This window comes from Micromonospora sp. B006, from assembly GCF_003408515.1.
In the GTDB taxonomy this organism is placed as follows: Bacteria; Actinomycetota; Actinomycetes; order Mycobacteriales; family Micromonosporaceae; genus Micromonospora; species Micromonospora echinospora_A.
This window is the reverse complement of sequence record NZ_CP030865.1, coordinates 6,185,619-6,210,610: the sequence shown is the minus strand read 5'-3', so window position 1 is coordinate 6,210,610 and position 24,992 is coordinate 6,185,619. Positions and strand designations below refer to the sequence as shown.

Annotated in this window: 17 protein-coding genes; 14 read left to right on the top strand and 3 right to left on the bottom strand. The window is 69.6% G+C overall.

All coding sequences use genetic code 11. The features are described 5' to 3' along the window. The first annotated feature begins 64 nt into the window (after nt 1–64). Nucleotides 65–1,348 carry an ATP-binding protein gene (locus MicB006_RS27885; RefSeq protein ID WP_225980536.1) on the top strand — a complete coding sequence of 428 codons (1,284 nt, stop codon included), beginning with the start codon at nt 65–67 and terminating at the stop codon, nt 1,346–1,348. Between the two features lie 13 nt (nt 1,349–1,361). Here MicB006_RS27885 and MicB006_RS27880 read toward each other — a convergent pair whose 3' ends face one another. Further along, a complete protein-coding gene (locus MicB006_RS27880) occupies nt 1,362–3,323 on the bottom strand; it encodes a DNA cytosine methyltransferase (RefSeq protein WP_116510080.1) in 1,962 nt (653 codons plus the stop codon). A gap of 283 nt (nt 3,324–3,606) precedes the next feature. Between MicB006_RS27880 and MicB006_RS27875 the strand changes: the two genes are divergently transcribed. The 5 genes from MicB006_RS27875 to MicB006_RS27855 all read left to right on the top strand — a co-directional run bounded on the left by MicB006_RS27875 (nt 3,607) and on the right by MicB006_RS27855 (nt 10,838). Continuing rightward, nucleotides 3,607–6,264, top strand: a complete 2,658-nt coding sequence (locus tag MicB006_RS27875) for a Z1 domain-containing protein (RefSeq protein WP_116510078.1) — start codon at nt 3,607–3,609, stop codon at nt 6,262–6,264. Then, nucleotides 6,261–7,253 carry a PD-(D/E)XK motif protein gene (locus tag MicB006_RS27870; protein ID WP_116510076.1) on the top strand — a complete coding sequence of 331 codons (993 nt, stop codon included), beginning with the start codon at nt 6,261–6,263 and terminating at the stop codon, nt 7,251–7,253. Before MicB006_RS27875 ends, MicB006_RS27870 begins: the two co-directional genes overlap by 4 nt. Before the next feature lie 419 nt (nt 7,254–7,672). Then, nucleotides 7,673–9,142: a hypothetical protein gene (locus tag MicB006_RS27865; RefSeq protein WP_152037895.1), complete on the top strand. Its 1,470-nt coding sequence runs from the start codon at nt 7,673–7,675 to the stop codon at nt 9,140–9,142. Next, on the top strand, nt 9,139–10,029 hold the full coding sequence (locus MicB006_RS27860) for a hypothetical protein (RefSeq protein ID WP_116510073.1): 891 nt from the start codon (nt 9,139–9,141) through the stop codon (nt 10,027–10,029). Before MicB006_RS27865 ends, MicB006_RS27860 begins: the two co-directional genes overlap by 4 nt. Then, complete coding sequence (locus MicB006_RS27855; protein ID WP_116510071.1) at nt 10,026–10,838, top strand: hypothetical protein; 813 nt, start codon at nt 10,026–10,028, stop codon at nt 10,836–10,838. The genes MicB006_RS27860 and MicB006_RS27855 overlap by 4 nt, the downstream gene beginning before the upstream one ends. Before the next feature lie 67 nt (nt 10,839–10,905). On the opposite strand, the gene MicB006_RS27850 is transcribed toward MicB006_RS27855, so the two are convergent. Then, the gene (locus MicB006_RS27850; RefSeq protein WP_116510069.1) at nt 10,906–11,880 is read right to left on the bottom strand and encodes an aminoglycoside phosphotransferase family protein; all 975 of its coding nucleotides are present in this window, start codon (nt 11,878–11,880) and stop codon (nt 10,906–10,908) included. Then, nucleotides 11,880–13,256, bottom strand: a complete 1,377-nt coding sequence (locus MicB006_RS27845) for a tetratricopeptide repeat protein (RefSeq protein ID WP_116510068.1) — start codon at nt 13,254–13,256, stop codon at nt 11,880–11,882. Before MicB006_RS27845 ends, MicB006_RS27850 begins: the two co-directional genes overlap by 1 nt. 850 nt (nt 13,257–14,106) lie before the next feature. Here MicB006_RS27845 and MicB006_RS27835 point away from each other — a divergent pair. The 8 genes from MicB006_RS27835 (at nt 14,107) to MicB006_RS27800 (ending at nt 24,991) form a co-directional block, all read left to right on the top strand. Beyond that, nucleotides 14,107–14,844 carry a GPP34 family phosphoprotein gene (locus MicB006_RS27835; protein WP_225980535.1) on the top strand — a complete coding sequence of 246 codons (738 nt, stop codon included), beginning with the start codon at nt 14,107–14,109 and terminating at the stop codon, nt 14,842–14,844. A 36-nt stretch (nt 14,845–14,880) separates the two neighbouring features. Continuing rightward, nucleotides 14,881–16,374 carry an APC family permease gene (locus MicB006_RS27830; protein WP_116510064.1) on the top strand — a complete coding sequence of 498 codons (1,494 nt, stop codon included), beginning with the start codon at nt 14,881–14,883 and terminating at the stop codon, nt 16,372–16,374. A 14-nt stretch (nt 16,375–16,388) separates the two neighbouring features. Further along, nucleotides 16,389–17,087 (top strand): GNAT family N-acetyltransferase, encoded by a 699-nt coding sequence (locus MicB006_RS27825; protein ID WP_116510063.1) that lies wholly within the window; start codon nt 16,389–16,391, stop codon nt 17,085–17,087. 83 nt (nt 17,088–17,170) lie between these two features. Then, complete coding sequence (gene fxlA / locus MicB006_RS27820; protein ID WP_104113317.1) at nt 17,171–17,329, top strand: FxLD family lanthipeptide; 159 nt, start codon at nt 17,171–17,173, stop codon at nt 17,327–17,329. 98 nt (nt 17,330–17,427) lie between these two features. After that, nucleotides 17,428–20,535 carry a lantibiotic dehydratase gene (locus MicB006_RS27815; protein WP_225980534.1) on the top strand — a complete coding sequence of 1,036 codons (3,108 nt, stop codon included), beginning with the start codon at nt 17,428–17,430 and terminating at the stop codon, nt 20,533–20,535. After that, the gene (locus MicB006_RS27810) at nt 20,532–21,818 is read left to right on the top strand and encodes a lanthionine synthetase C family protein (protein ID WP_116511892.1); all 1,287 of its coding nucleotides are present in this window, start codon (nt 20,532–20,534) and stop codon (nt 21,816–21,818) included. The genes MicB006_RS27815 and MicB006_RS27810 overlap by 4 nt, the downstream gene beginning before the upstream one ends. A 9-nt stretch (nt 21,819–21,827) precedes the next feature. Continuing rightward, nucleotides 21,828–23,891, top strand: coding sequence for a methyltransferase, FxLD system (fxlM, locus tag MicB006_RS27805; protein WP_116510059.1), 2,064 nt, complete (start codon nt 21,828–21,830; stop codon nt 23,889–23,891). Further along, complete coding sequence (locus tag MicB006_RS27800) at nt 23,888–24,991, top strand: hypothetical protein (protein WP_116510057.1); 1,104 nt, start codon at nt 23,888–23,890, stop codon at nt 24,989–24,991. The genes fxlM and MicB006_RS27800 overlap by 4 nt, the downstream gene beginning before the upstream one ends. The last annotated feature ends 1 nt before the right edge of the window (nt 24,992 follow it).

Sequence of the window (24,992 nt, the reverse complement as noted above, 5' to 3'; positions counted from 1 at the left end):
GGCATCCTGGTCCTCACGGACGACGTGAGCGGAGGTGCCGATGCCGGGTAGAGCGTGGTACGACGTGGCGCCCTCGGCCGCACGACTGACCGGGTCGCTGCGGGACATCGGGTACGAGTTCCCGACCGCTGTGGCGGACATCGTCGACAACAGCGTCGCTGCCGGGGCCACCCGCATCGACGTCACGGTCGAGTTCGACGGGGAGGACTCCCGTGTCGTTATCGCCGACGACGGCCACGGGATGTCAGCCGGCCAGCTCACGGAGGCTCTCCGGTTCGGCACCAGACGTTCGTACCGTCGCGGCGAGCTGGGGCGGTACGGCCTCGGCCTCAAGACCGCGTCGCTCTCCCAGTGCCGGACACTCACCGTGATCAGTCGCAGCAGCCGAACGGTTGCGCGGACGAGCGCACGGCAGTTGGACCTCGACCTTGTGGAGGAATGGGACCAGTGGGTCGTCGTGGACCCGTCCCCGCAGGATCCGGTGGTCGGCAGAGCCCGGCAATGGCTGGCCGAGGGAACCGGCACCGTGATCGTCTGGCAGGCGCTCGATCGCGTACTGCCCGAGAAGCGCCCGGCGGGCGGCTGGGCCCGACGGCGTCTGGAATCCCTGGCAGCGCGCACGTCGGACCACCTGAGCATGGTCTTCCACCGCTTCCTGGAGGGGTCCGACGGACTCGCCCCGATCGTGATCTCGGTCAATGGACAGAAACTGCGCCCGTGGAACCCGTTCGCTCTGCAGGAGCCGCACACCTCCGAGCTGCCCCGGCAGCAGTTCGAGATCGAGATGGCGGGCACAGCGGGACTGGTTCAACTCCGACGCTTCGTTCTACCGCCGCGTGACTGCTTCACCTCAGCCGCAGAATTCGAACGGCATTCCGGCCCTCTGAACTGGAACCGGCAGCAGGGCCTGTACGTGTACCGGGCCAACCGACTGGTGCAGTGGGGCGGGTGGGGAGGGATCCGCGGTATCGACGAGCACACCAAATTGGCCAGGGCGGCGCTGGATTTTGACAACGACCTCGACAGCGCATTCAACATCAACGTCGCCAAGATGCGCGTCAGCCTGCCGGCCCAGTTGCGCCACATCCTGGAGGCACCGGTCAACGAACTGTGCGTCCTCGCAAACGATGCCTACCGCAGAACCTCGCGGCGACAGGGACGACCGTTCCCGACGGATGTGGATGTATCACCTGAGGTGCGTGCAGCCACCCAAGCGGCCACGACCGCCGGCCTCGCTCTGCGGATGGCCGCCATGCAGGCGGATCAGTGGGGAGCATGGCAGCGCATCGAGGAGACCCTCCGCACCCAGTCGCCGGAGGTGGCCCAGCTCCTCGGGCTGGACCGCTGACCCGGACCGGAAGTCAGAACAGCTGAGGTCGGTCGATCCGCGCACCGGCGCACTTCTTCACCAACGGGCATTCCTGGCACAGCGGCTCGACCGGCCGGCACAATGTGTTCGCGAGTTCGATCAGGCCCAGATGCGCGGCGCGCGCATCGCTGTCGATCCCGATCATGCGGGCGACTTCCAGCCGGCCGTCCGTCAGGCGGTTGCGTCGGTCGACGGGATGGCCACTGAAGCGGGCTGCCACCCGCAACACACCCTTCGTGACGAGTACCGGCTCCTCCGATTCATCCTCAGCGCCCGCGGGAACGACCAGCACGGCCAGGTCAGCGATGGACTCGTTGAGACCGGGAACCCGCCGCAGTTCATCGTCGTCCCGCAGTGCCCGGGGATCATCGGCGAGTCGCTGGGCGAGCTCCACCACCGTCCCGGCCCGGTTCGCCCTCGAGATGAATCCGCCGGTGCGACGGAGATTCTCCTCCGCCGCCACCGTGTCCTGTGGCTGGCGCCATGTCCGTAGCAGGGTCCACACCTGGCGCATCACGTCCGGGTGGGCACGGTCGAGCAGTATCTCCGCCTGGATGACCTGCCACCGTGTCTCCGCACGCAGCCATGGAATGCCGCTCACCTGACCGGAGGCGAACCAGGTTGCGAGCGTCGAGGCGACCTCCCGCGTCGACACGTGTGCCGGCCGGGGGTTGTCGAGCGCACCGCGCACGGCCCGGGACAGGTGCTCACCGAGCAGCGGGGGTACAGCGTTGCCGATCTGCTTGAACGCGGCCGACGGCGGGCCGGCGAAGCGGAACCAGTCGGGGAAGGTCTGCAGACGGGCTGCCTCACGAACGGTGATGGTGCGGTTCTGCCGCGGGTGGATGTACCAGTAGCCGTCCTTCGCGATGTGCGCCGTGATGGTCCGTGACAGTTCGTTCTCGCCAAGGCGCTTGTACTTGTCGTCGAAGATGTCGTCGCGGTACCGCTTTACCTCGTCCGGTAGATCGGAATACCGGGTCGACGGATCCATCATCTCGAACGCACGCAGGTCGTCCTCACGTACCGGGCGGGTGATGTGGTCGAAGACCTTGTGCGTATCCGGTTCAGCCACACCCTCCCGCATGCGCTTCTGGAAAGTTGTCAAGGGCACGTCGTAGGGGGCCCAGCCCTCGGCACCCCCTTCCGGACGCCAGCCCCCCTCCACCTCCGGTAGGTCGCCGATCGCGTTCCACACGGTGACCCGCTCCGGCTGCTCCCCTGGCCAGTCGAACGCCAGACCGTCCCGCAGGCCGACCAGAATGAGCCGTTGACGGAACTGCGGAACGCCGTACCGGAAGGTGTCGACCGCCTTCTCCTCCACCGCGTAACCGAGCGATTCCAGCTCGTGCACCATCGTCCGGAGGATGAACATCTCCTTGTCGAGAGCCATGTCCGTCACGTTCTCCATCAGCACCGCCGGGGGACGGGCAAGCCGGATGACCTCGAGGAACGATCGCCACAGATCGCGCCGTTCGTCATAGGGATCACGCAGACCGTGGCGCACCTTGTGGCGGATCATCGACCGGCCGGCCTTGGAGAACGGCTGACAGGGAGGCCCGCCGGCCAGCAACTCGACGCCTGCATGCCGGACGAGCTCGGCGACCTCCCGGATGCGCGCGGGGTCACCCAGGTCCCAGTCCACGCTCAGACCACCGTGGTGGTGGCGGTGGGTCTCGACCGCCTCCGGGTAGTGGTCCACCGCAAGGACCACGCGGTAGCCGGCGTTCTGCATACCGAGACTCAGACCACCCGCTCCGCTGAACAGGTCGACCGCCAACCGGTGCCCTCCCCTAAGGGACGCCTGTGCGTACCGCAGGAGCTGGTCGCTGTCGGTGACGGCGTCGGGGTGGGGCGCCAGCTGCACGAACGGCCCACGTACCAGTCTGACCTTGTACTTACCGCGACGGGCGGTGGGATCGGGTGCGTTGGGCTCGGCGGCGCGGTCGGTCACGTGCACGAACGTTACCGGTGACGGCGCCCGCAGCCCAGCATGCCCCGGCGCGGACGCCTGCGCCGGAATGCGGCTCTTTCCCTGGCTCGGACAGCGCGGAACCGACGACCGGTGTGGGATCGGATCGCTTCGGCGCGATCCTGCTGGCCGGCCGGACAATCGGACGGTCCCGGAGGAGGGTGACCTGCGCCACGCATGCTGTATACGTGGTTACCGGACAATGCTCCGCCGGGTGTCCCCACTGGAACCACCCCATCGGCACCACGAAGACGGAAGGGCACGGATGCACCGGATCAGCGACGAGGACCTCAACGATCTGGTCGAACAGATCGCCAGTGCCGTGTACGGCAACAGCACGATCCCGGCGATCCGTCGCCAATTGGGTAAATTCGTTCCGGCCGATATCCTCGACGCCGCCATCACGGAGTACCAGGCCCGGGCCGGGCGCCCCCGTGACCTGCACGAGCCCCGCTCCCTGACGGATCCATTGACACAACTGGAACCCTGGTACATCCCCCGGTCCGACGACGTCTTCTGGCCGTCGGTGAGGCGCCGTCTGGAGGGCACGGGTCTCGACGACGAGCCGATCAAACGTATCAACGACTCGTCGAGCAAGATCGTCTCGTTTGTTCCACCACCCGGGACCGAGCGGTTCAGCAGTCGCGGCCTGGTTCTCGGACACGTCCAGAGCGGCAAGACGACCAACTTCATGTCCGTGGCGGCGAAGCTGTGCGACGCACGCTACCGGTTGGTCGTGGTGCTGTCCGGCATCACCGACAACCTGCGGTCACAGACGCAGCAGCGGCTGGAACAGATTCTCGTCGGTGACGACCGCGGCCGTTGGCATCTGCTGACCGATGGCGAAACGGACTTCGACGACAGGCAGGCCCGCAATGCCGCCAACCTGCTCAGCAATCCCGACCAGCGGCTCCTCGCTGTGGTCAAGAAGAACCCGTACCGCCTCCGTAAACTGGCCCGTTTCCTGGAGGCCGCCGGCACCATCCTGCAGGACTGTCCCATCCTCGTCATCGACGACGAGGCCGACCAGGCGAGCATCGACGTGGGCAACAGGGGGCGGCAGTCGACCATCAACTCCCTGATCCGCCGCATCCTGAGCAAACCGAAGGTCGCCTACGTCGCCTACACCGCGACACCGTTCGCGAACCTGCTCGTGGATCCGACCGTGCCCGACGACCTCTACCCCGCCGACTTCATCGTCGACCTTCCCCCTTCCGACGACTACTTCGGTGCCGAGCGGATCTTCGGACGCGACCTGCTGACCTACGAGGCCGGGCCGGTCGACCGGGGCCTGGATGTCGTACGGACGGTCCCTGACGACGAGGTCCCCTCGGTCCGGCCACCCGGCGCCCGTGCCGGCTTCGGCGACTGGAGGCCGACCGTCACCGGCAGCCTCGGCGACGCTGTCCGCTGGTTCATCCTGGCCACCGCCGCCCGCCGCTGCCGCGACGGTGCACCGGCCGATTCGACCATGCTGATCCACACGTCGATGCGCGCCGTCGCACACCAGCGGACGGCCGAGGTCGTGCAGGCGTACCTGGAAACGCTCCGTGGCGGCTGGTCGACCGCCACCCTCCGCGACCTGTTCCACCAGCAGTGGGAACGGGAGACGGGCCGGGTGCCCGCCGCCGATCTCGGACTTCCGGCCGTACCGTGGCCGCAGGTCTACGACCGGATCCCCGGCGTCATGGCCGACGTCCGGGTGGTGGTCGACAACTACCAGTCCGACGTCCGGCTCAGCTACGGAGAGGAGCCGGTCACCGCCATTGCGATCGGGGGCAACACCCTCTCCCGTGGGTTGACCCTCGCCGGCCTGGTGTGCAGCTATTTCGTCCGGGCGGCCTCCGCCTACGACACGTTGCTGCAGATGGGTCGCTGGTTCGGCTACCGCCACGGCTACGAGGACCTGCCCCGGATATGGATGACAGGCGAGCTCGCAGCATGGTTCGTGGACCTGGCGACCGTGGAGGCCGAGATCCGGCAGCAGATCCGCCGCTACGAGACGGAGCACAAGACGCCACGAGAGTTGGCGGTGATGATCCGTAAACACCCGGCCATGGCAGTGACGTCGGCCGCCAAGATGCGCGCGGGCGTCACGGTCCGCTACAGCTTCGGCTCCCAGGTCATGCAGACGATCAAATTCCACCATCGGGACGAGGGGTGGCTGCGACACAACATCGACGCCGGCGACCGTCTCCTCACCGCCGCCCTTAAGCTTCCCGGAGTACGGGAGGTTCCCGTGCGGGCCGGCCGCACCGCATTGACCGGGGTGCCGGCCGCGAGAGTGATGGCCTTCCTGCGCGACTACCGCTTCCATGAGCGCAGCCCCAGCCTCCGCCCGGAAGCCCTGTGCGAGTACATCGCCAAGCAGAACGACTACGACGCATTGCGCACCTGGAACATCGTCGTGATCGACCAGGGCAGCGACCGCCTGGGCGGGATGGCCCTGGCGGGCCGCAAGTACCACATGATCAACCGCAGCCGGCTCAAGGTGCCGGAGGACTATGCCGACATCAAGGCACTGGTTTCGACCCTGGACCGCGTCGCCGACCTACCGGCCTCCATCAGAATCAGCGACATGATCGACGGAGACCCCACCGACCGGAGGTTACGGGAGCTGCGTGACGGGCAGCTGGGGGGCACCGGGCTCCTGTGTCTCTATCCCGTGAGCAGGAGGTCCACGGTCGAGCGCAGCAGTGGCAAACGCGGTTATCCGAGAACCGAGCTCGCGGCCGTGGAGGACATACTCGGCGTGGGTCTGTTCTTTCCCGAGGCCCGGGGACCCGAGGACCGTGACTACGTCTCGGTCGACCTGTCCAGCCTCGCGCCGGTCGACGAGGAGCTCGAGACCGTCGACATCGACGAGATCGACGCCGCCGACGAACGGGCGGGTGAAGCCTTGACCGACGGTGCCGCGTCATGACAGGCAGCGCCGAGGAGATGTTCCGCCGACTGGAGGCGACCGATCCGCCACGGGAGATGCGCGTGCTGGACAGTGCGGTCGAGGTGGCCGCGGGGCCGGTCGCTGTCGGCGTCGACGCCTCCGGGCGCCGACATCTGCTCATCCCGCTGACCGACCGGCACCCCACCGTGCAGGACACCACCAGCCGCGGCGTCACCGTCACCACCCGGAGCCTGGAGGACGACTCCGGTCACCCGGGACGGTACGCGGATGTGGTCTGCCAGCTACCTGAGCTCAACGACATCTTCACGGCATTCACCGACGACCTGAGCCGACAGTTGCAGCGCCGCCCCGGCGATCCCGGACGGGTCTGCCTGGAGCTCCTGCACCGGTGGCGCGAGCTGCTCTCCCCCGCACCCGGTCCGATACTCGGACCGGAGGCGCTGCTCGGCCTGCTCGCCGAGCTGCACTTCCTCGAACGGATCTGCGGGCTCGGTGGCCCCGAGCCGCTCCAGCTCTGGACCGGTCCCCACAAGGCACGCGCGGACTTCACCTCCGTCACCGCTGCCGTTGAAGTCAAGGCCACAACGCACCGCGACCGTCTGGTCGTCGGCGTACACGGCGCCGACCAACTGGAGGAACGCCCAGGCACCGATCTCTACCTGTACGTCGAGCAGTTCGAACGTGACAGCGCCGGCGACAGCGTCCCCGACGTCGTCGACAGGCTCCTCGGTACGGGACTGGACAGGCGTATCCTGCTGGACGCCCTGGCCACAATCGGTTACCGCAACGACGACGCCGATGCGTACCGCCGGGACCGGCACCGGGTGAAACGCGCCGCCTCGTACCACGTCAACAGCCCGGGTTTCCCCCGGGTGACGTCCGGGCAGCTCGATGCGTCACTGCAGCAGCACCTGGTCCGCCTGAACTACAGTATCGATCTGTCAGCTTTCGATCATCATCTCACCGACCCCTCCGCGGCAGCCGCCGCGCTTATGGAACAGCCATGACGCGCATCGCCATGTACGCCGAGCCGCTCCCACCATCAGGAGGGATCGACGCGCGGTCGGTACGCCGGACACTCGGCACCTACTCCATGGACTTCTGGGAGCTGTTCCTGCGCGAGACACTGCAGAACAGCTGGGACGCCGCCACAGAGGGCCGACCCGCCGAGTTCTCCGTGGACGGCTGGCCCCTCGATCCCGGGCAACTGCAGAGCCTGCGTCGTCTTCTACCCGGGGCCGACCTGGACAACCCGGGCCTCAAGGTCCTCACGGTCACCGACACCGGTACGAAAGGGCTCACCGGTCCCACCAGGGCGGACCGGGTGGGTGAGGATGATCCACGGAATTTCGTCGACCTCGTCCGGAACATCGGCCGACACCCCGACAAGGGGTTCGGTGGCGGAACCTACGGCTACGGCAAGGCCGTGCTGTTCGAGGCGAGCAGCATCGACACCGTGGTGATATTCACCCGCATCAGGACCAGCGCCGGTACCGAGTGCCGACTGATCGGCATGTCACTCACCGATCCCTACCGGGTCGGGCGACATCAGTACACCGGACGCCACTGGTGGGGAGTTCCACACAGCGACGTCGGCGTGGAACCGGTGACCGGCCCGGCGGCGGAGCACATGGCCCGGGCCATCGGACTGACGCACCTGTCCGGAGACGCAACCGGCACCTCGGTCATGGTCATCGCTCCCCGGACCGGAGAGGAGCACCTGTCCGACGTGGTCGCCGTGATGGCCGACACCGCCACGAGGTACGCGTGGGCCAACACCGTCGGGCAAGTGGGGTCACCTCCCGGGCTCACGTTGCGGTTCACCTGCGACGGGTCACGGATAGATCTTCCCGACCCGGCGACCGATGCCCGGCTGCGGTACTTCGTCGAGGCGCACCGGCGCTGCCGCTCGGTCTTCGACGGCGCAGCAGGAGACCATCCATGGCCCTGGGCTGTCCAGGAGATCGTCGGCAGCCGTCCGGAGCAACGTCTCGGCGTACTGGCATGGCGGACGTACAGGGCGGCCGCCTCAGGCAGCCATGCCCGGCCACCCGCGGAGATCGCCCTCATGCGCCGACCGGGCCTCGTTGTCGAGTACCGCAACGTCACTCCGGATCCGTTCGGGCACGCCATCAGCGGCGTGTTCATCGCCGATCCCGAACTCGACGGGGATTTCGCCCGCGCCGAACCACCGACGCACGACAGGTGGCAGCCGAGGCTGGCGCAACGGCAGCGGTACGCCCGTAACCCGGTCAGCCAGGCACTCAACCGCATCGACCGGATTTTCAAGGAACGCCGTACGGACAACGCGACGACCCCCACCACCGAGGCCGCGACGGGGGTTTCACGGCTGGCGAACGTCCTCGGCACACTCCTCGACACACAGGCGGGTGGCACGGACATCCGCATCCCGGCCGGGTCGGACAACCCGGTGCACGATCCACCGACCACTTCGTCGGGAGCACCGGCAGGCCACAACGACACACCGACAGTGCACAACGGAGGCAAAGGACGCCAGCAGAGGCACCACGGGCGGGGGTCGCGCTCCACGACCGGTCCGACACTGCGTTTCCACCCCCGTCCCCGCCAGATCGTGTTGAGGGACGGCGGCCGTGCGGTTGAATTCGACATCGACCTCACCGGAGCCTCCGGTGCGTCGCTGACCCTCATCGCCCAGCCACTGGTCGCGATCGCTGACGGAGCACCGGAGCCCGCCGACGAGACCACTCCGGTCGAAGTACTGCACTGGCGTGACCGGGACAACGGAGACCTCACGCCCGGTCCGCAACTGACCCTGACCACCGAGACGTCGGAACACTGGACCGTCACTCTCACCCAACCGGCTGATGCAGCCGTCACCGTGCGGATACGCCAGGAGGAGGTGACACCGACGTGAGCGCCCCGATCAGTGCGGGCCACCTGACCCCGGCCGAGGAGCGCATCCAATCCGGAACCGTGACGGTCACCGGTCCTCAGGGCACACCCGTCCCCGAGGGGGAGCCGGTGCCTGACTGGGACTACTTCACCGATCTCACCGCGAACTGGCCCCTGCATGTCGACCTGCCCGGGGTACTGCAGGACTGCGGCCTGTCGCCCGCCGCAGCCGTGCACTGTCTGGTCACCTGGCACAGCAGCAGCACCAACCGCCGCGACAATTCCACCCCGGCCAGACTGGTTGACGGTGAAAACCGACTGACGGTTGCGATCCCGGGCACCGAGATCGGCGGAAACCTCACCCTGACCGCCCGGATGGTCCTGGCTGCACCTGACCCGACACCGATCTCGCCGCTGGCAGCCTTCCGACCCGGCGCCATCCTCTGGCAGGCCCGGCGGCGCTTCACCCTGGAAGGCAGCGGCAGCCGGTTCCCCGTGGTGGCCACGAGCTTCGCCGAAAGTGGGCTCGCCGAGGGACGCCGCTCGCTGTGGTACCTCTCCTGCGCCCCGGATCTCGACGGGTCGGACACCGGCAGCATCCGGCTGTACCTCAACTCGGACCACCCCGCCGTCACCACGATGCTCAACCAGCCGGAAGCGGAAGCCTCCAGGACACTCGCCGAGGTGCTCCGGCACGATGTCGTCCGTCAGCTCATTCAGACGGCGCTACGCTGCGAGGACCTCCAGGACGAGCACGACCACGGCGAAGGCACACTCGGCGAGCTGTTCATCAACCTGATACGCAGGTACTTCCCCGACCGGTCGCTCTCCGACCTACGTAGTCAACACCGCAACGACCCGAGCGAACTGGAGGCGGTCATCCAAGGTCTCGACCGGGTCCTCGCATGAACCGGCTGTACGTCTACCCGCGTCTACCTGCCCACGTCGCGGAACGGCTGCTGACCCTCCACACCGGCCGGGACCTCGTCGAACTGCGCAGGCTGTCGGCCACTGCCGATGCGCGCACCACCTGGTACCCGACGGCACCCCACCGCGTAGCGGAGGACGACCTCCGTGCCCTGCAGCAGACCGTCCGCGGGATCGCCGCGGAAGCCAACTGGCCGGCACCTCTGGGCAAGACGAACGGCACAGCCTTCGACCGGCTACTGGCACCGGCCCTGTACCGGCAGATGACCATCGTGCCCGCCGACGCGGCGAGCGAAGAGGTCTGGTCATTTCTCAGCCTGGTCCTGTTGCCGGACATCGCGCTCTGGCGGTGGCCCAATCCACTACGGCGGCCAGGCTACGAACGCATCATCGGCCGTCCGCGCAACGTGTTCCGACGCCTCTGGACCCGTGTCCACAGCTTGGGCGAGGACCTCGGCGCCCGACTCTACGAGGACGAGGCCGTCGCGATCCTCGAGCGCCCGACGCTCGGTGCGCATCCACGCGTCGCCCGCGCCATTGCCCATGGCCACCTGACCGTAGCCGGTGAGGCCGGCGCCGCAAGGACCGACATCCTGCGGATCACCGCGCGCAGACTCCGGCGACTTGCGGTATTGGTCAGCCTCGAATCGCTCGACGATGTACAACTCTCAAAGCTGGTGGACGACTACACGAAAGAGGCCATCGAGCAATTGCAGGCGAAGACAACTGGGAGCACGCCCGACCACGATCTGCCGGAGCAGGTGCGGGCGAGGTCAGGGGCCAGTCTGTAACGGCTGATGTTCCGACGGCCCTGTCGACGCGGGTGCCGCCTGCACGGGCACCGGTAGGGTCGGGCCCTTACCGGTAACGACACCAGGTCGCCTCCAGATCACCGGAAAAGAGTGACCTGAGTCGGTGGGCAAGCTGCTTGGCCACGTCTGGGCGGCCAGCGAGAGCATCAATCGTGCTCGTGACAAGTTGCAGCTCCCGAACGCCTCGTAGGACCGGCCAGCCCGTCCAGGTGGTGACGTCCACCCCGTAGGCATCGACGAAATCCTCGTAGTCGATCCGGGATCGCCCGAACCGGGTGGCGCCATGGGCGGTGGGCACGAGATCCCATTCCCGCGGACCGAGGCACACCCCGTCCAGGTCGCAGAGCAGAGGTGTTGGACTGCTCGCCCCTTGGCCCGGCAGAGGCAGGAGGATGTTCCCGGTGTGAGCATCGCCGTGGATCACACCCGGAGGCAACTGCCAAGCCACCCGATCGAGATCCTCTTCGGCACGGTCGCAGCGCCAGCGGAGATCACGCAACAGATCCTGGGTGCTGAGCCCCAACTCAGTCCTCGACCATCCCTCCAGGTCGTCAGCCTCGCGTGGCGGTAGCGATGCGGCGGCGTCCAGACGGCGGCGGAACTTCGGGATCGGCGACCAGCGCGGCAACGGCACATTGAGCTGTTCAAGACCGTGTAGGGCGCGCAACGGCATGGCCAGGTCGACAGGCCTGGGCTCATCGCGAACCGTGGGAACGTACTGCCAGGCCGTCGCGACCCACTCCCCGCTGAAGATCGGTCGGCAGGCGACGCCGGAGGAGATCCGCACAGTCGGCATCCCCGCCTTCTCCAAGCACTGAGCGACCGGGACCACGCGTTCCGCCAGCGTGAAGGCGTGGGGGCCGGCAGCAAGTCGGATCACGAACGGCGGCGCCTCGAAAACTGCATTCATCGTGTACTTCACGAGCCTGGCGCTATCCGGCTCAATACCGAGCTCCGCACAGACCTCGCCCAGATGAGCACGGAGCTCCGAGGCGACAGCGTCGCTGAGAGCGGTGGTCATCAGACCGCCCGCAGCTCCGCGAGCCGGCTGCCGAGAGCGGCGAGCGCCGGCTCCCGCTCGGCCTTGGGCGCGGCAAGCGCCCAGAGCGCATCCAGACGATCGTTGACACGGGCCGACCGCATTCCCCCGTCCACCACCAGCCCCACCGCCTTCGTGCCGTACTCGCCAGCGGTTGCGAGATCACCGGCAAGGATACTCGCTGTGGCGACGGAGATCGTGTCGAAGATGAACGATCGTCGGTCCTGGGGCCGGCGAAGCTGCACAGCCTGATGGGAGTGCTCGGCAGCCCGTTCCACGTATCGAAGGTGTTCCGGGTGACGGGCGAGGGCGGAGTAGACGACGGCCGAGATCCCGTGTCCGTCGGCTTCGGTGAGCGCGAAGTGGGTCCAGGCGGGCGCCGTGTCCGGGTCGGCCCGGTCGAGCTCCCGCCGTGCCCGGGAAAGGCTGTCGACGACCTGGTGGTCGGCTCCGAGGAGGGCGTAGGCCCAGGCGGAGTTGGCGTGCAGTATGCCGACGCTGGCATGGCACCCGGCCTGCTGTGCGGCGAGCTGACCGAGGCCGAACAGCTGGAGCGCCTCCGCCGGTTGCCCTTGGTGGAGACTGACCCTACCCAGGCGGTACAGCGTGTTGGCCAGCAGCGGGAGCGAGTCGGTCTGTCGCGCGAGGACGAGGCTCTGGGTGAGGTGCCGGCGGGCCATGTCGTGATCGTCGAAGTCGTGCGCCACCCAGCCGACGAGGTTGTGCAGTTCGGCAAGCGCTGTACGGAGGTCGACAGCGACGGTATCGGCGCACTTCACCTGCAGGAGCTGAGTCGCCCATGCCACGTAGCCGCACGCGGATTGCAGGCACCGGCCGCCTCCGGCGGCGGCATCGAGCCGGCGGTGGAAGGCGGTAACGGCGCGAACGGTGGCTACCTCGTCCGGACCGACAGTGGCCGGGAGGGCGGTCTTCTGGGAGTTGGGCAGCCAGCGTTCCACGCCTTCGGGTATCGCTCCTACCGCGATGCTGGCGACGACCCCGAGCAACTCGTGGGGGTCGAGGGGCCCAGCGCTTCGGGCCGGCTCAGGAGCGTCACCCCGCCGATGGTGGAGTGCCTGTTCGTCGAGAGCAAGCCCCATGAAGTGACGCGGGATGGACAACCCCTCGGCGATCCGCTCCAGCACCGCGTAGTCGGTGACGACGCGGCGCCCAGCTGCGATCTCTGAGACCCGGCTGGCGCCCAGCCCGGTCGCCGTCGCGATCGCAGACCAACTGAAGCCCCGTTCCTTGAGGAAGCCGAAGGCCGCCGCCATGTCGTGACGCGCGAGGTGTACGCGTATGGCCGCGCCGCGAAACGTGCCCTCGTGCCACCACTGCGGCCTGACGACCCGCTGCATGGATGGTCACTCCCTCCGACCGCGACTACTGCGCACAGTAGTCGCCCGCGGGTGAGATGTCCGGCCTGCCGCAGTTGACGCTGGCCGTCGTCTCACGGTGAGAGCCCCACCGTGGGGCGCTCACCGTTGGCTAGCTGAGCGATCACAGCATCGACCAAGGTCATGCTGTGCAAGCCAGACGCCACCCCGATCCGAGGGTCCTCAGTCCGGGATCCGTCGCCGACGGCGGGCAGGTTCCGACACTGGGCCTCGTCGCCGACGTGGTTTCTCAGGTCGTAGATGGGCGCCGGCTTGGGGTGAGGGCTGCACGGAGCAGCATCGGCCGAGCGCGCGCCCACGACGGCCTACGCGCGTGCTCCGAATCCGAGACTGCTCATGCACATGAGCCGGGTACGCGGTCGATGTCGGGTAGGGCCCGGCCGCGCACCTTGATGAGGAGGTGTCCGGATGACCCGCTTCGCATGGCCCGCCCCTCCGAAGCACTGCCAGTCGTACGAGCCGATCAGGAGCCGCGGCGGCGGAGCATCGTCCGCCGGAGTGACTGTAAAGGCGGTGACTCACATCCTATTCCGGCCGCGCCGGGGATCGCCGCCGCAACGGCCAGTCCACACTCCCGCGCCGTGACTGGGGTCGAGGAGAGCGACCGTCCCGTCGACCGCTTCGACGCGGCTCGCCGGACCGTGCTCGCCCACAAGGAGGGCGGAGCCTGCTTTCAGTGCCACGACGGCGTATGTCGCCAGAACGAGTGGGCGCTGGAGGAGCTGTCCCGTCATCCCGGTGGCCCTCGCCTCCTCGTACAGCTCCAGCTTCTCGACTCCGCAGACGACACGATTCAGGAAGGACGGCCGCGGTGAATCCAGCCCTCGGCGCCGCTGACGAGCACGCCGCCTCGTATGTCCGTTCCGAGCCTGTCCCGGTCCCCCGTCCGGCGCCCGCCGGCGCCGCCTCCGCGCCGACCGGCCGGATCGCGGACGAGTTCTTCTTCATGTGCCACGACGACCGGACCGGCCGACCTCGGCTGTTCGACTCGGCGCTGTCGCACGGCCTGGCCGCTGGGCTGCTCGTCGAGCTCTACTACGGCGGGCGGATCACGTTCGAGCGCGGGCACGTGCGCGTCAAGGACATCCGGCCGCCGCAGGACTGGCTCCAGCACCTGGTCCTGGACCGGATCGCGGCCGAGCAGCAGCACACCGCGACCCGGGTGTGGCTGGCCTTCCTCGGCGCGTCCGCCTACGAGCAGGTCGCCCAGCGGATGTGGCAGTCGGGTCTGGTGCGGCCGCAGCAGGCGGGCCCGTTCTGGCGGCAACGCACCCTGTACGTGCCGACCGACATCAACACCGCGGCATGGTCGTGGGCGCGGCTGTCCCAGCACCTGCGCAACGGCCGGAGCTTGAACGGCGTGGACCTCGCGCTGGCCGGCCTGGCGCTGCACACCCAGCTGGACACGACGCTGCTCGACGGGGCCTCGCTGGCGACGCGCTCGCATCTGCGGCGGTTGGTCGAGCAGTCGTGGCCGCCGTTGCGGGATCTGCTCGCCGATCTCGGCAGCGTCGTCGGCGGCGCGGTCCTGAGCCACCGCACCTCCTGACGGCAACACCCATCCACTCTTCGTGAAAGAGACCTGATGTCGCATTCGACTACTGACACTGTTTCCGAGGTTCTGGCGCGCGGCCGGCTCGGGATCCCCTCGGTGGTGTTCTTCGTCATCGCCGCCGCCGCGCCGCTGACGGTGGTCGCCGGCGGTGCGACCACCGGCTACGCGGTCACCGGCGTGGCGGGTATTCCGGTGGCGTACCTTGTCGTCGCCGCCGTGCTGGCGCTGTTCTCGGTCGGGTTCGTGGCCATGTCCCGGCGGATCGTCAACGCCGGCGCGTTCTACACCTACGTCACCCGAGGGCTCGGCCGTCCGGCCGGTGTCGGCGCGGCGATGGTCGCGCTGGTGGCGTACAACGCGATGCAGATCGGCCTGTACGGCGGGTTCGGCGCGGTCCTCGCGACGTTCCTGCGCGATCAGTACGGCCTGAACCTCACCTGGTGGGTGCCGGCGCTGATCGGGTGGGCCGTGGTGGCCGTGCTCGGCGTGCTGCGCATCGACCTCAACGGCAGGGTCCTGGCGGTCATGCTCGTCGCCGAGTGCGCGGTCGCGCTGGTCTTCGACGCGGTGATGGTCGGGCACCCCGCCGGCGGGACGGTCACCTTCGACACCCTCGCCCCGTCGCACATCCTCGCCGCGGGTATCGGTGCCGCACTGGTCACGGCCATCACGGGTTTCGTCGGCTTCGAGGGCACGGTGGTGTTCTCCGAGGAGACCCGTGACCCACGTCGGACGGTCGCGCGGGCCACCTACATCGCGGTGGCCGCCACCGGCCTGCTCTACGGCCTGTCCGCCTGGGCGATGTCCGTCGCCACCGGCCCGGACAGGATCGTCGACGCGGCCCGCACCGACGGCACCGACCTCATCTTCAACCTCGTCTCACCGCACCTCGGGTCCAGCATCGTGACCGTCGGGCGGGTCCTGTTCATCACCAGCCTGTTCGCCGCGCTGCTGAGCTTCCACCACACCGTGGCCCGGTACCTGTTCGCGCTCGGCCGGGAGCGGGTCCTGCCCGGCGTACTGGGCCGGACCAGCCGCCGCACCGGCGCCCCGAAGGTCGGATCGATCCTGCAGAGCATTCTCGCGGTGGTCGTCCTCATCGCCTACGCCACTGCCGGCGCGGACCCGATCGTGCACCTGTTCTTCTGGGTCACGGTGACCGGTGGCCTCGGCGTCCTGATCCTGATGACCGTCACCTCCGCCGCCGTGATCGGCTTCTTCGCCCGCATCGCCCACGGCGAGGGCTGGTGGCCGGCGTTCGTCGCGCCGCTGCTCGCCACGCTCACGCTGACCGGGTTCCTCGCCGCCACGCTACGGGAGTTCGACATCCTCCTCGGCGTCAGCGCGCACTCACCGCTGCGCTGGCTCTTCCCGGCCACCTACGCCATTGCCGCCCTCGCCGGCATCGCCTGGGCGTTGGTCCTGCGCGCAACGCGGCCGCAGGTCTATGACGCCATCGGACTCGGCGCCGACAGCGCCACCGCGCCCCTGCGCCGCACCGACAGCTTCCGCCTGCCGGTCTGAACAAGGAGCTCACCATGACCGTCCCCAGCACCGGCGTGAGCATCCGTCGCGCCACTCCCGCCGACATCGACCCCTTGGTCTCCGTACTCGTCGACGCGTTCTTCGACGGGCCGGTCGCCGACTGGCTGGTCCCCGACCACGACGACCGTCGCGCCGTCTACCGCCGGTACTTCACCCTCGTCCTGCGTCACGGTCTCACCCACGGCCACGTCGACACCACCACCGACCGGTCCGCCGTCGCGATCTGGTACGCCCGGCCCGTACCTCCACCCGCGGCGCCGCCGGAGCACCAGGCGGCGGTGGAAGCCGCCACCGGACCGTACGCCCCGAAGTTCACCCTCCTCGAGGCCATGTTCGACGTGTTCCACCCCCGCGAACCGCACCACTACCTCGCGTACGTGGCGGTCAGCCCCGACGAACAGAGCTCCGGCGTCGGAACCGCCCTGCTCGACAGCTACCACCGCCGGCTCGACGCGCTGGGTCTGCCCGCCTACCTGGAGGCCAGCAACATGCGCAACCGCAGGCTGTACCTGCGGCTCGGCTACCGGGCCGGGCCGCCGCTGATCCTGCCCATCAGCGGACCCACGATCTGGCGGATGTGGCGCGGGCCGGCCGGCGCCGCAGGCACGGCCGCGTTTCCCGACACCGAGCAACGACCACGTCGGCGAACCCGGCCGACTGCCGCTTCAAGCTCCGTCCGCATCGGGCGGTAGGGGTGACGCGTCACCGGGACGCGGCCACCCGGCACCACCTCGGGTCACCTCGGCCCGAAGGGATCTCAAGATCGGAGGAAGACATGTCCACCAGCACCGCGGAGCAGAGCACGACCGCCGACGGCGGGGACTTCGACCTGGACGTCAGCCTGCTGGAGGTGGCGGACGTGGCCGGCCTGGTCAACCTGACCGACGACGGCTGCGGCAGCACCTGCACCGCCTGCACCACGAACGTCGCCTGACCGACGAACCCTTCCCCGGAAAGGCCGGCCGGCGCGGCAACACGCCCCCATCTTCCGCGCCGGCCGGCACCCGAACCGACATCCACCCGAGGTGCAGCGTGCGCTCTCCCACAGGCTCTCCAGCATACCGGTCGACCGGGGCCGCGCTCGTCCGCGCGGCCGCCCACCCCCACATCGACCTGCCGCCGTGGCCCGACCTGACCGAACCACGCCACGCCCTCGTCCCCGGCTGGGTGGCATGGCTGCGGCAGGTGTGGACGAACGAAACCCTCGTCGACGCGATCAGCCACGCCAGCCCGGTACTCGCCGCGCAGGTCGCCAGGCTGTGCGCCGGCGACGCCCTCACCGTCCGGGAAACCCGGCGGGTGATCCAGGCCGTCGCCCGATACACGCAGCGCCTACGCGGCCGGCCGACCCCGTTCGGTCTCCTCGCCGGGGTGGCACCCGCCGTGTTCGGATCACGCTCGCCCACCCGATGGGGCACCGCACACCAGGCCGTCGCCCGGGCGGGCGCCGCGTGGCTCGCCGACATGATCAGCCACCTGGAACGATGCCCGGACCTGGTCGCCCGGCTTTCGGTGGTCGCGAACAACACCATGACGGTACGCGACGACCGGCTCGTCCTGCCCTACCAGCCGCACGCCCGACCGCAGGGCACGACGGCCGTGGAGGTGTCGCTGCGGTACACCGCGCCGGTCCGCGCCGCGATCACCGCCGCCCACGCCCCGATCCGGGTGGAAGCACTGTCCGCGCAGCTGTGTGCCGCGTTCCCGCGCGCTGCACCGGCGACCGTTGAGGGGATGCTCGCCGAGCTGATCACCCGCGGCGCACTGATCACCAGCCTGCACGCGCCCGGCACGGAACCCGACGCCCTGGCGTACCTGCTGCTCCAGCTCGACGACGTCGATGCCGGCGGCATCGCGGCGGTCGCCGACCTGGTCCGCGCCCTGCGCGACATCCACACCGCGCTACGACGCCACCGCACCGCCCACGGCGCAGACGGTCGCCAGGCCCGCGCCCAGGTGACCTCCCGGATGCGTGCCCTCGGCATCTCCGTCCACGAGCCTCTCGCGGTGGATCTCCGGCTGGACGCGTCGGTCACGCTGCCCGATCAGGTGGCGCGGGAGGTGGAACGCGCCGCCCTGGCGTTGACCCGGCTCAGCGCCCACCCCTACGGCACCGCGGCGTGGCGCGCCTACCACCAGCGCTTCTACGAACGGTACGGGATCGGCTCGCTGGTGCCGGTACGCGACGTCGTCGACCCGGACAGCGGCATCGGCTTCCCCGACGGATACCCCGGCACCCCAGCAGACGAGCCACGATCACCCCTGTCCCGCCGCGACGAGCTGCTCCTCGCCCTCGCCCAGCGCGCCGCCCTGGACGGCGCGGACGAGGTGCTGCTCGACGAGGAGCTGATCGCAGAACTGGAGCTGGGGCCGCCACGGCTGCGGCTACCGGCACACCTGGAGACGAGCGTCCGCGTGCACGCCGCCGGCGAAGCCGCCCTGGCGCGCGGCAGGTTCACCGTCGAGGTCACCTCCGTGTCGCGGGGCGCCGGGGGACTCACCGGCCGGTTCCTCAGCGTGTTGCGGGCGGTCGACGCGGCGAAGCTGGCCGCCGGCCTGACCGACCTGCCCACCGCCGATCACGACACGGTGCCCGCCCAGATGTCGTTCCCGCCGCTGGATCCCGCGACCACCCACGTCACCCGCGCCATGCAGATCCTGCCCACTGTCATCAGCCTGGCCGAGCACCGGCGCCCGAACCGGTCGGTACTCACCGTCGACGACCTGGCGGTCGGCTGCGACGGCCGACGCATGTACCTCGCTGCACCCGACCAGGGCCACCGCTTCGAAGCCGTCGGCATGCACGCGCTCAACCTGCGCACCCACACCCCACCACTGGCCCGGTTCCTCATCGAACTCGGCCGCGCCCAGTGCGCCCAGGTCACCGCTTTCGACTGGGGCGCCGCCGCCCGGGCCAAGCTGCCGTTCCTTCCCCGCATCCGCTACGGACGCGCGATCCTCGCCCCCGCCACCTGGCGGCCGGAAGCTACCGAGCTGCCCGACCGGCGGCAGCCCTGGTACGCCTGGGACGACGCCCTCGACCAGTGGCGGGCCCGCCGGCGCCTGCCCCGCCTGGTGCAGCTGGTCGAAGCCGACCGGCGTCTGCCGCTGGACCTCGACGAGTCCGCGCACCGCGTCCTGCTGCGCACCCACCTGCTCACCGCACCGCGAGCGGTCCTCGTGGAAGCACCAACCCCGCAGGACCTCGGCTGGTGTCGCGGCCGTCCGCATGAGGTCATCCTGACGCTGCACGCCACTGAGCGACCACCCTGGCCACCCCTGCCCACACCGACGCCGGCCCGCGTCATCGGACGAGACCAGTGCCTGAGCCCTGCCGCTTCTCCGCTGCTGCTCGCGAAACTCTACGGAGACATCCGCCGACAAGACCTCCTCCTCGCCGAGCACCTGCCCCGACTGCTCACTGAGTGGGAGGTGCCGCCGGACTGGTGGTTCCTCCGGTTCCGCGACCCCGACCAGCATCTCCGCCTCCGCATCGCCCTGCCCGACCCGTCGGCATTCGGACCGGCCGCCGGACGTGTCAGCGCATGGGCCGACGATCTACGCCGACGTGGCCTGCTGCGGGAGATCCAGTACGCCACCTCCTACCCCGAGACCGGGCGGTGGGGATCCGGTGCGGCCATGCAGGCCGCCGAGGCGGTCTTCATCGCCGACTCCCACGCCGTCCTCACGCAGCTACGCCAGCCCGTCCGCCCGCGCCGACAGGCACTCGTCGCCGCGCAGATCGCCGCTATCGCCGTTGCCTACACCGGCAACGTCGACGCCGGCATGCGCTGGCTCATCGACCACGTACCCCCGACCGCGCCGCAGCCGGTCGAGCGGCCGCTGTTCCACGAAGCCGTACGACTCGCCCACCCCGGCGACGACTGGGCCGCACTGCGCGCTGTCCCCGGCGGCACCGCCATCGTCGACGCCTGGAAGAACCGCGACATCGCCCTCGCCGTCTACCGGACCCACCTACCCGGACCGCACACCGACGGCATCAACAGCGACGACCTCCTCGGCTCCCTCATGCACGCCCACTACATCCGCGCGGTCGGCATCGACTTCGACGACGAGGACCGGTGCCGCTACCTCGCCCGCGCCGCCGCCCTGGCCTACTTCGCCCGGAGCCGGCCATGACCCTTCCGTACGAGAGCCACGACCTCGCTGTCGCGGTCGCCGATCTGCTCGCCCATCCCGACGACCCCCGGCTGCCGATCCAGCAACCCTGGTGGCGGCAGTCGCTCGCCCTCGGCGTACCCGGCATCGCCCTGCTCCACGTCGAGCTGGCAGCGGCAGGGCTAAGACCCTGGCAACGCCCCCACCACTGGCTCGCCGCCGCTACCAGCCGACCGGTAACGGCGGGCCCCGACAGCCACCCCTTCCACGGCGCACCCGCGCTCGCTTACGTCCTCGCCTGCGCCGCCACCCACCGGCCCGGCGCCTATGCGCACGCACTCGAGGAGCTCGACCAGGTGATCACTGCCGATGCGCGACGCCGCGTGGCCGCCGCGCACGCCCGCATCGACGTCGGGGAACTACCGGCGCTCGCCGAGTTCGACGCCATCCGAGGATTGACCGGGGTCGGGGCGTACCTGCTCCGCCGAGCACCCGACGGCGAGGAACTGCCCGCGGTGCTCGGGTATCTGGTCCGGCTGACGCGACCCCTACCCGTCGGCAGCGAGGTGTTACCAGGCTGGTGGACCGGCAGCGGGCCTTCCGGCCACGTCGACTCCCGCTTCCCCGGCGGACACGGCAACCACGGCATGGCCCACGGCATCGCCGGACCCTTGGCGCTACTGGCGCTCGCGGCCCTGCACGGCATTGTCGTCGACGGTCAGACCGCTGCCATCGCGAGAATCTGCACCTGGCTCGACCGATGGCGCCACGACTCCATGGCCGGTGCGCTCTGGCCGTACTGGATCACCAGACCGCAACTCCGGGCGGACCGCGCCGCGACCCACCGCGTGCAGCGGCCGTCCTGGTGCTACGGCACCGCCGGGCTGGCGCGCGCCCAGCAACTCGCCGCCCTGGCCCTGAACGATCACGTCCGCCGCGCCACGGCCGAAGGCACACTCGTACGCGCTCTCGCTGACCCGTGCCAGCTCGCGGCGACCACCGACCCGTCGCTCTGCCACGGCCACGCCGGCCTGGCCCAGATCGCGCACCGGATGGCCGCCGACGCCCTGCCCGATACCGCCGGGACGCTCGGCCCGCTGGTTTCTCGGCTCCTCGGCGCGCTCGACCCGGACGGCGCCGGGCCTCGGCGTACCGCAGTTGCCCTGGTCGCCGCGAGCCCCGGCCTGCTCGAAGGCGCCGCCGGCGTCGCGCTGGCCGCCCTCAGCTGCAGCAGCGCGGGCGCGCACACCAGCTCCTGGGACGCCTGCCTGCTCACCGCCCCCATCGCCCATCCCCTGACGTGAGGACGTCGAATGCCAATGCCCGGCTGGCGGCAGTACACCGTCGAGTTCCCCGACCCCACCGCAGCCGAGGACGTCGCCGCCTCCGTCCTGGCCCCGGCGCTGGCCGCCGCACAGAACGAGAGCGTGCTGCACGGCTGGTGGTACGTCCGGAAGTACCCCACCTGGCGGTGGCGCTACCTTGCCGACGACCCGACCTCCCACCGCGTGGAGGATCTGCTGGAGACACTCGCGGGCCAGGACCGAATCACCAACTGGACCCGAGGCGTCTACGAACCGGAGACCCTGGCCTTCGGCGGGTCGGCCGGCATGCAGGTAGCCCACGAGCTGTTTCATCAGGACAGCCGACACGTGCTACTCGGACTTCCTCCCGCCACCACGCTGGGAAGGCGAGAGCTCGCCGTGCTGCTGTGCAGCGTCCTGATGCGCGGCGCCGGTCTGGACTGGTACGAGCAGGGCGACACCTGGGCGAAGGTCGCCGACCTGCGGCCCTCCCCCGGCCTCGCAGTGCCAGAGCAGGCCGCCGCCGAACTGGCCCGAGCGATCAACCGGCTCATGACCGTCGACGCCCACAGCCTCGCGAAGACAGACGGACCGCTCGTAGGGCTCAGCCCATGGCTCGACGCCTTCGCAACCGCCGGGCAGGCGCTCGCCGACCTCGCCCGACACGGCCGCCTTCGACGAGGGCTGCGCGCCGTCATCGCACACCACGTCATCTTCCACGCCAACCGACTTGGCCTGTCCGTTCAGGACCAGTCCACCCTCGCCGCGCTCGCGGTCCGCAACGTCTTCCACCACACCACGAGGAGCACCGTGTCGATCGCAGAACCCACGCCCACGAGCACTAGCGTCGATCGAGTGACCAGCGACCCCGCCGACCTGCGCGCCGCGCTCACCGACGGACTGCGCGCCGAAAACATCATCCGCACGCCCGGCGTCGAGGCCGCCATCCGCGCCACCCCGCGGCACCTGTTCCTACCCGGCGTACCGCTGAAGCAGGCGTACGCCGATGCTCCCGTCTACACCAAGACCGACGGCCGAGGCGCCTCCATCAGCGCCGCCTCACAGCCACGGATCGTGGCAATGATGCTCGAACAACTCGACGTACGACCCGGCCACCGGGTCATGGAAGCCGGCGCCGGCACCGGCTACAACGCCGCCCTGCTCGCCGCCCTCACCGGCGACAACGGACGCGTCGTCACCCTCGACGTCGACGAGGACCTCGTCGACGGGGCCCGCAAACACCTTGCCACTGTGGGCGTCACGAACGTGGACGTCATCCTCGGCGACGGAGCGCTCGGCTGCCCCGACGGCGCACCCTACGACCGGATCATCGCCACCGTCGGCGCCTACGAAACCCCGACTGCCTGGCTGGAGCAGCTCGCCCCGGACGGGCGACTCGTCGTACCGCTGCGCCTGCGTGGCGCCGCCTCCCGCTCGATCATCTTCGAGCGGTACGACGGCGGGTGGCGCGACCAGGGCAGCGAGCTGGCCGTCTTCATGCCGCTGCGCGGCATCGGCGGCGACGCCCGCCGGCAGGTGCCGATCGCACTGGAGCAGGACGTGATCCTGCAGGTGCACAAGGAACAGGACGTCGACGCCGCGGCACTGGCCGGCGTGCTGGACACCGAGCGGCGCAGGATCTGGACCAACGTGTTCTTCCCGCCGATGGTGCCGTACGAGTGGATGGACCTCTGGCTGGCCTGCCGGCTCGACAACGCCATCATGCGCATGAACGTCCAACCCGCAGCCATCGAACGCGGCGCCGTCACCCCGATGTTCCCGTGGGGCGCGATGGCTACCACCCGCGGCGCCGACCTCGCCTACCTCACCATCAGGCCAACGCCGACCAGACCCGGCGACAGCAGACTGTACGAGGTAGGCGTCATCGGTCACGGCCCGGACGGCGCAGGTCTCGCGGCTCTCGTCAGCGAGGAGATCCGCGTCTGGAATGCCACCTATCGCTCCCGGCGGGTCCGCTTCGAGATCCCCGACGCTCCCGTCGAGGCGGACCCCTCGGCCGGACGCTTCTTCCTTCCCCGGCCGCAGCACCCCATCACCGTCACCTGGCAGTGACCGTGGAGTCGGACAGCGCGCTGTTTCGGCGCTTCCCACTGGTCGCGCGACCACGGCCCATCGCCGGACCGTTGGCCGCCCGCATCGACGATCTGTGCGCGTTGGCGGAACGCGCCGCCCGAGAGGACGACCGAGCCGCGGCCTCGGCCGCCTACAACCAGGCCGCTCTCCTCGCCTCGGACTGCGGCCAGCCGGATCTGGCCCGTCGGTGGTGCCACGAGCATGCCGCCCCGTACCTGCGGGCCGTTCCTCTGGACGCGCAGGCGGCACGCCACGCGCTGGAGCCCTTGGTCAATCTCGCTCGGCTGCATATTCGCGACCGCGACGGCGACGCCGCCCTTCGACTCCTCACGAGTCTCTTCGAGGCAGTGTCGTCACGGACGGACGCGATGATCGACGGCCAGGCCCTGCCGGCGAGCCGGCTGACTCGCGGTGAGGACGACCACCGCGAGGTCAGGCGATGGCTGTGGAGCGTGCTCGTCGCAGAGGGTGCCCGTGCGCTGGCCAGCGCGGGCCGGTGGAGCGAGGCGCATGAACATCTCAAGCGACATCACGGCATCGGCCAACGGATGCTCGATGGGCGCCAGGTAGCGATGATCGCCCACCTGGCGGCTGGCCACATCGTGTTGGCCCGCTCGATGGTCGCGGAGACCGCCCCTGGCGAACCCTGGGAGGACGCGGTCACCGCATGCCTGGCCTACCTGTGTGACAGGTCTTCCGAGGGACAGCTGAGGCTTGCGGTGGACGGTTACCTCAGAATGCAGCCAGCGAAGCCTCTCGCCATCTTCCAGGCTCGCCTCGGTATGACGCTAATCGACGCGGCCGGCGGAACAGCGGATGCGCCACTGCTACGTCTCGCTTCGACTCTGGTCGCAAACTGCGCCGCCTGGGGCGATGCTCGAGTCGCTCGGGAGATCCTCCGCCACCAGGGTATGGCGGCAGGCATTAGCCACCGCCAGGCAGTGCAGCTCGCGGAATTCGTGCTGAACAGCGGCCTCGGCCGTGGCCGGCTCCCAAGCTGGGCAGAGAAGCGCCTCTCGAATTTTCTTGCCTTGTGCCACTCGACCTTTGAAAGCGACCGCCCGCCGGGGCGGCCATGAT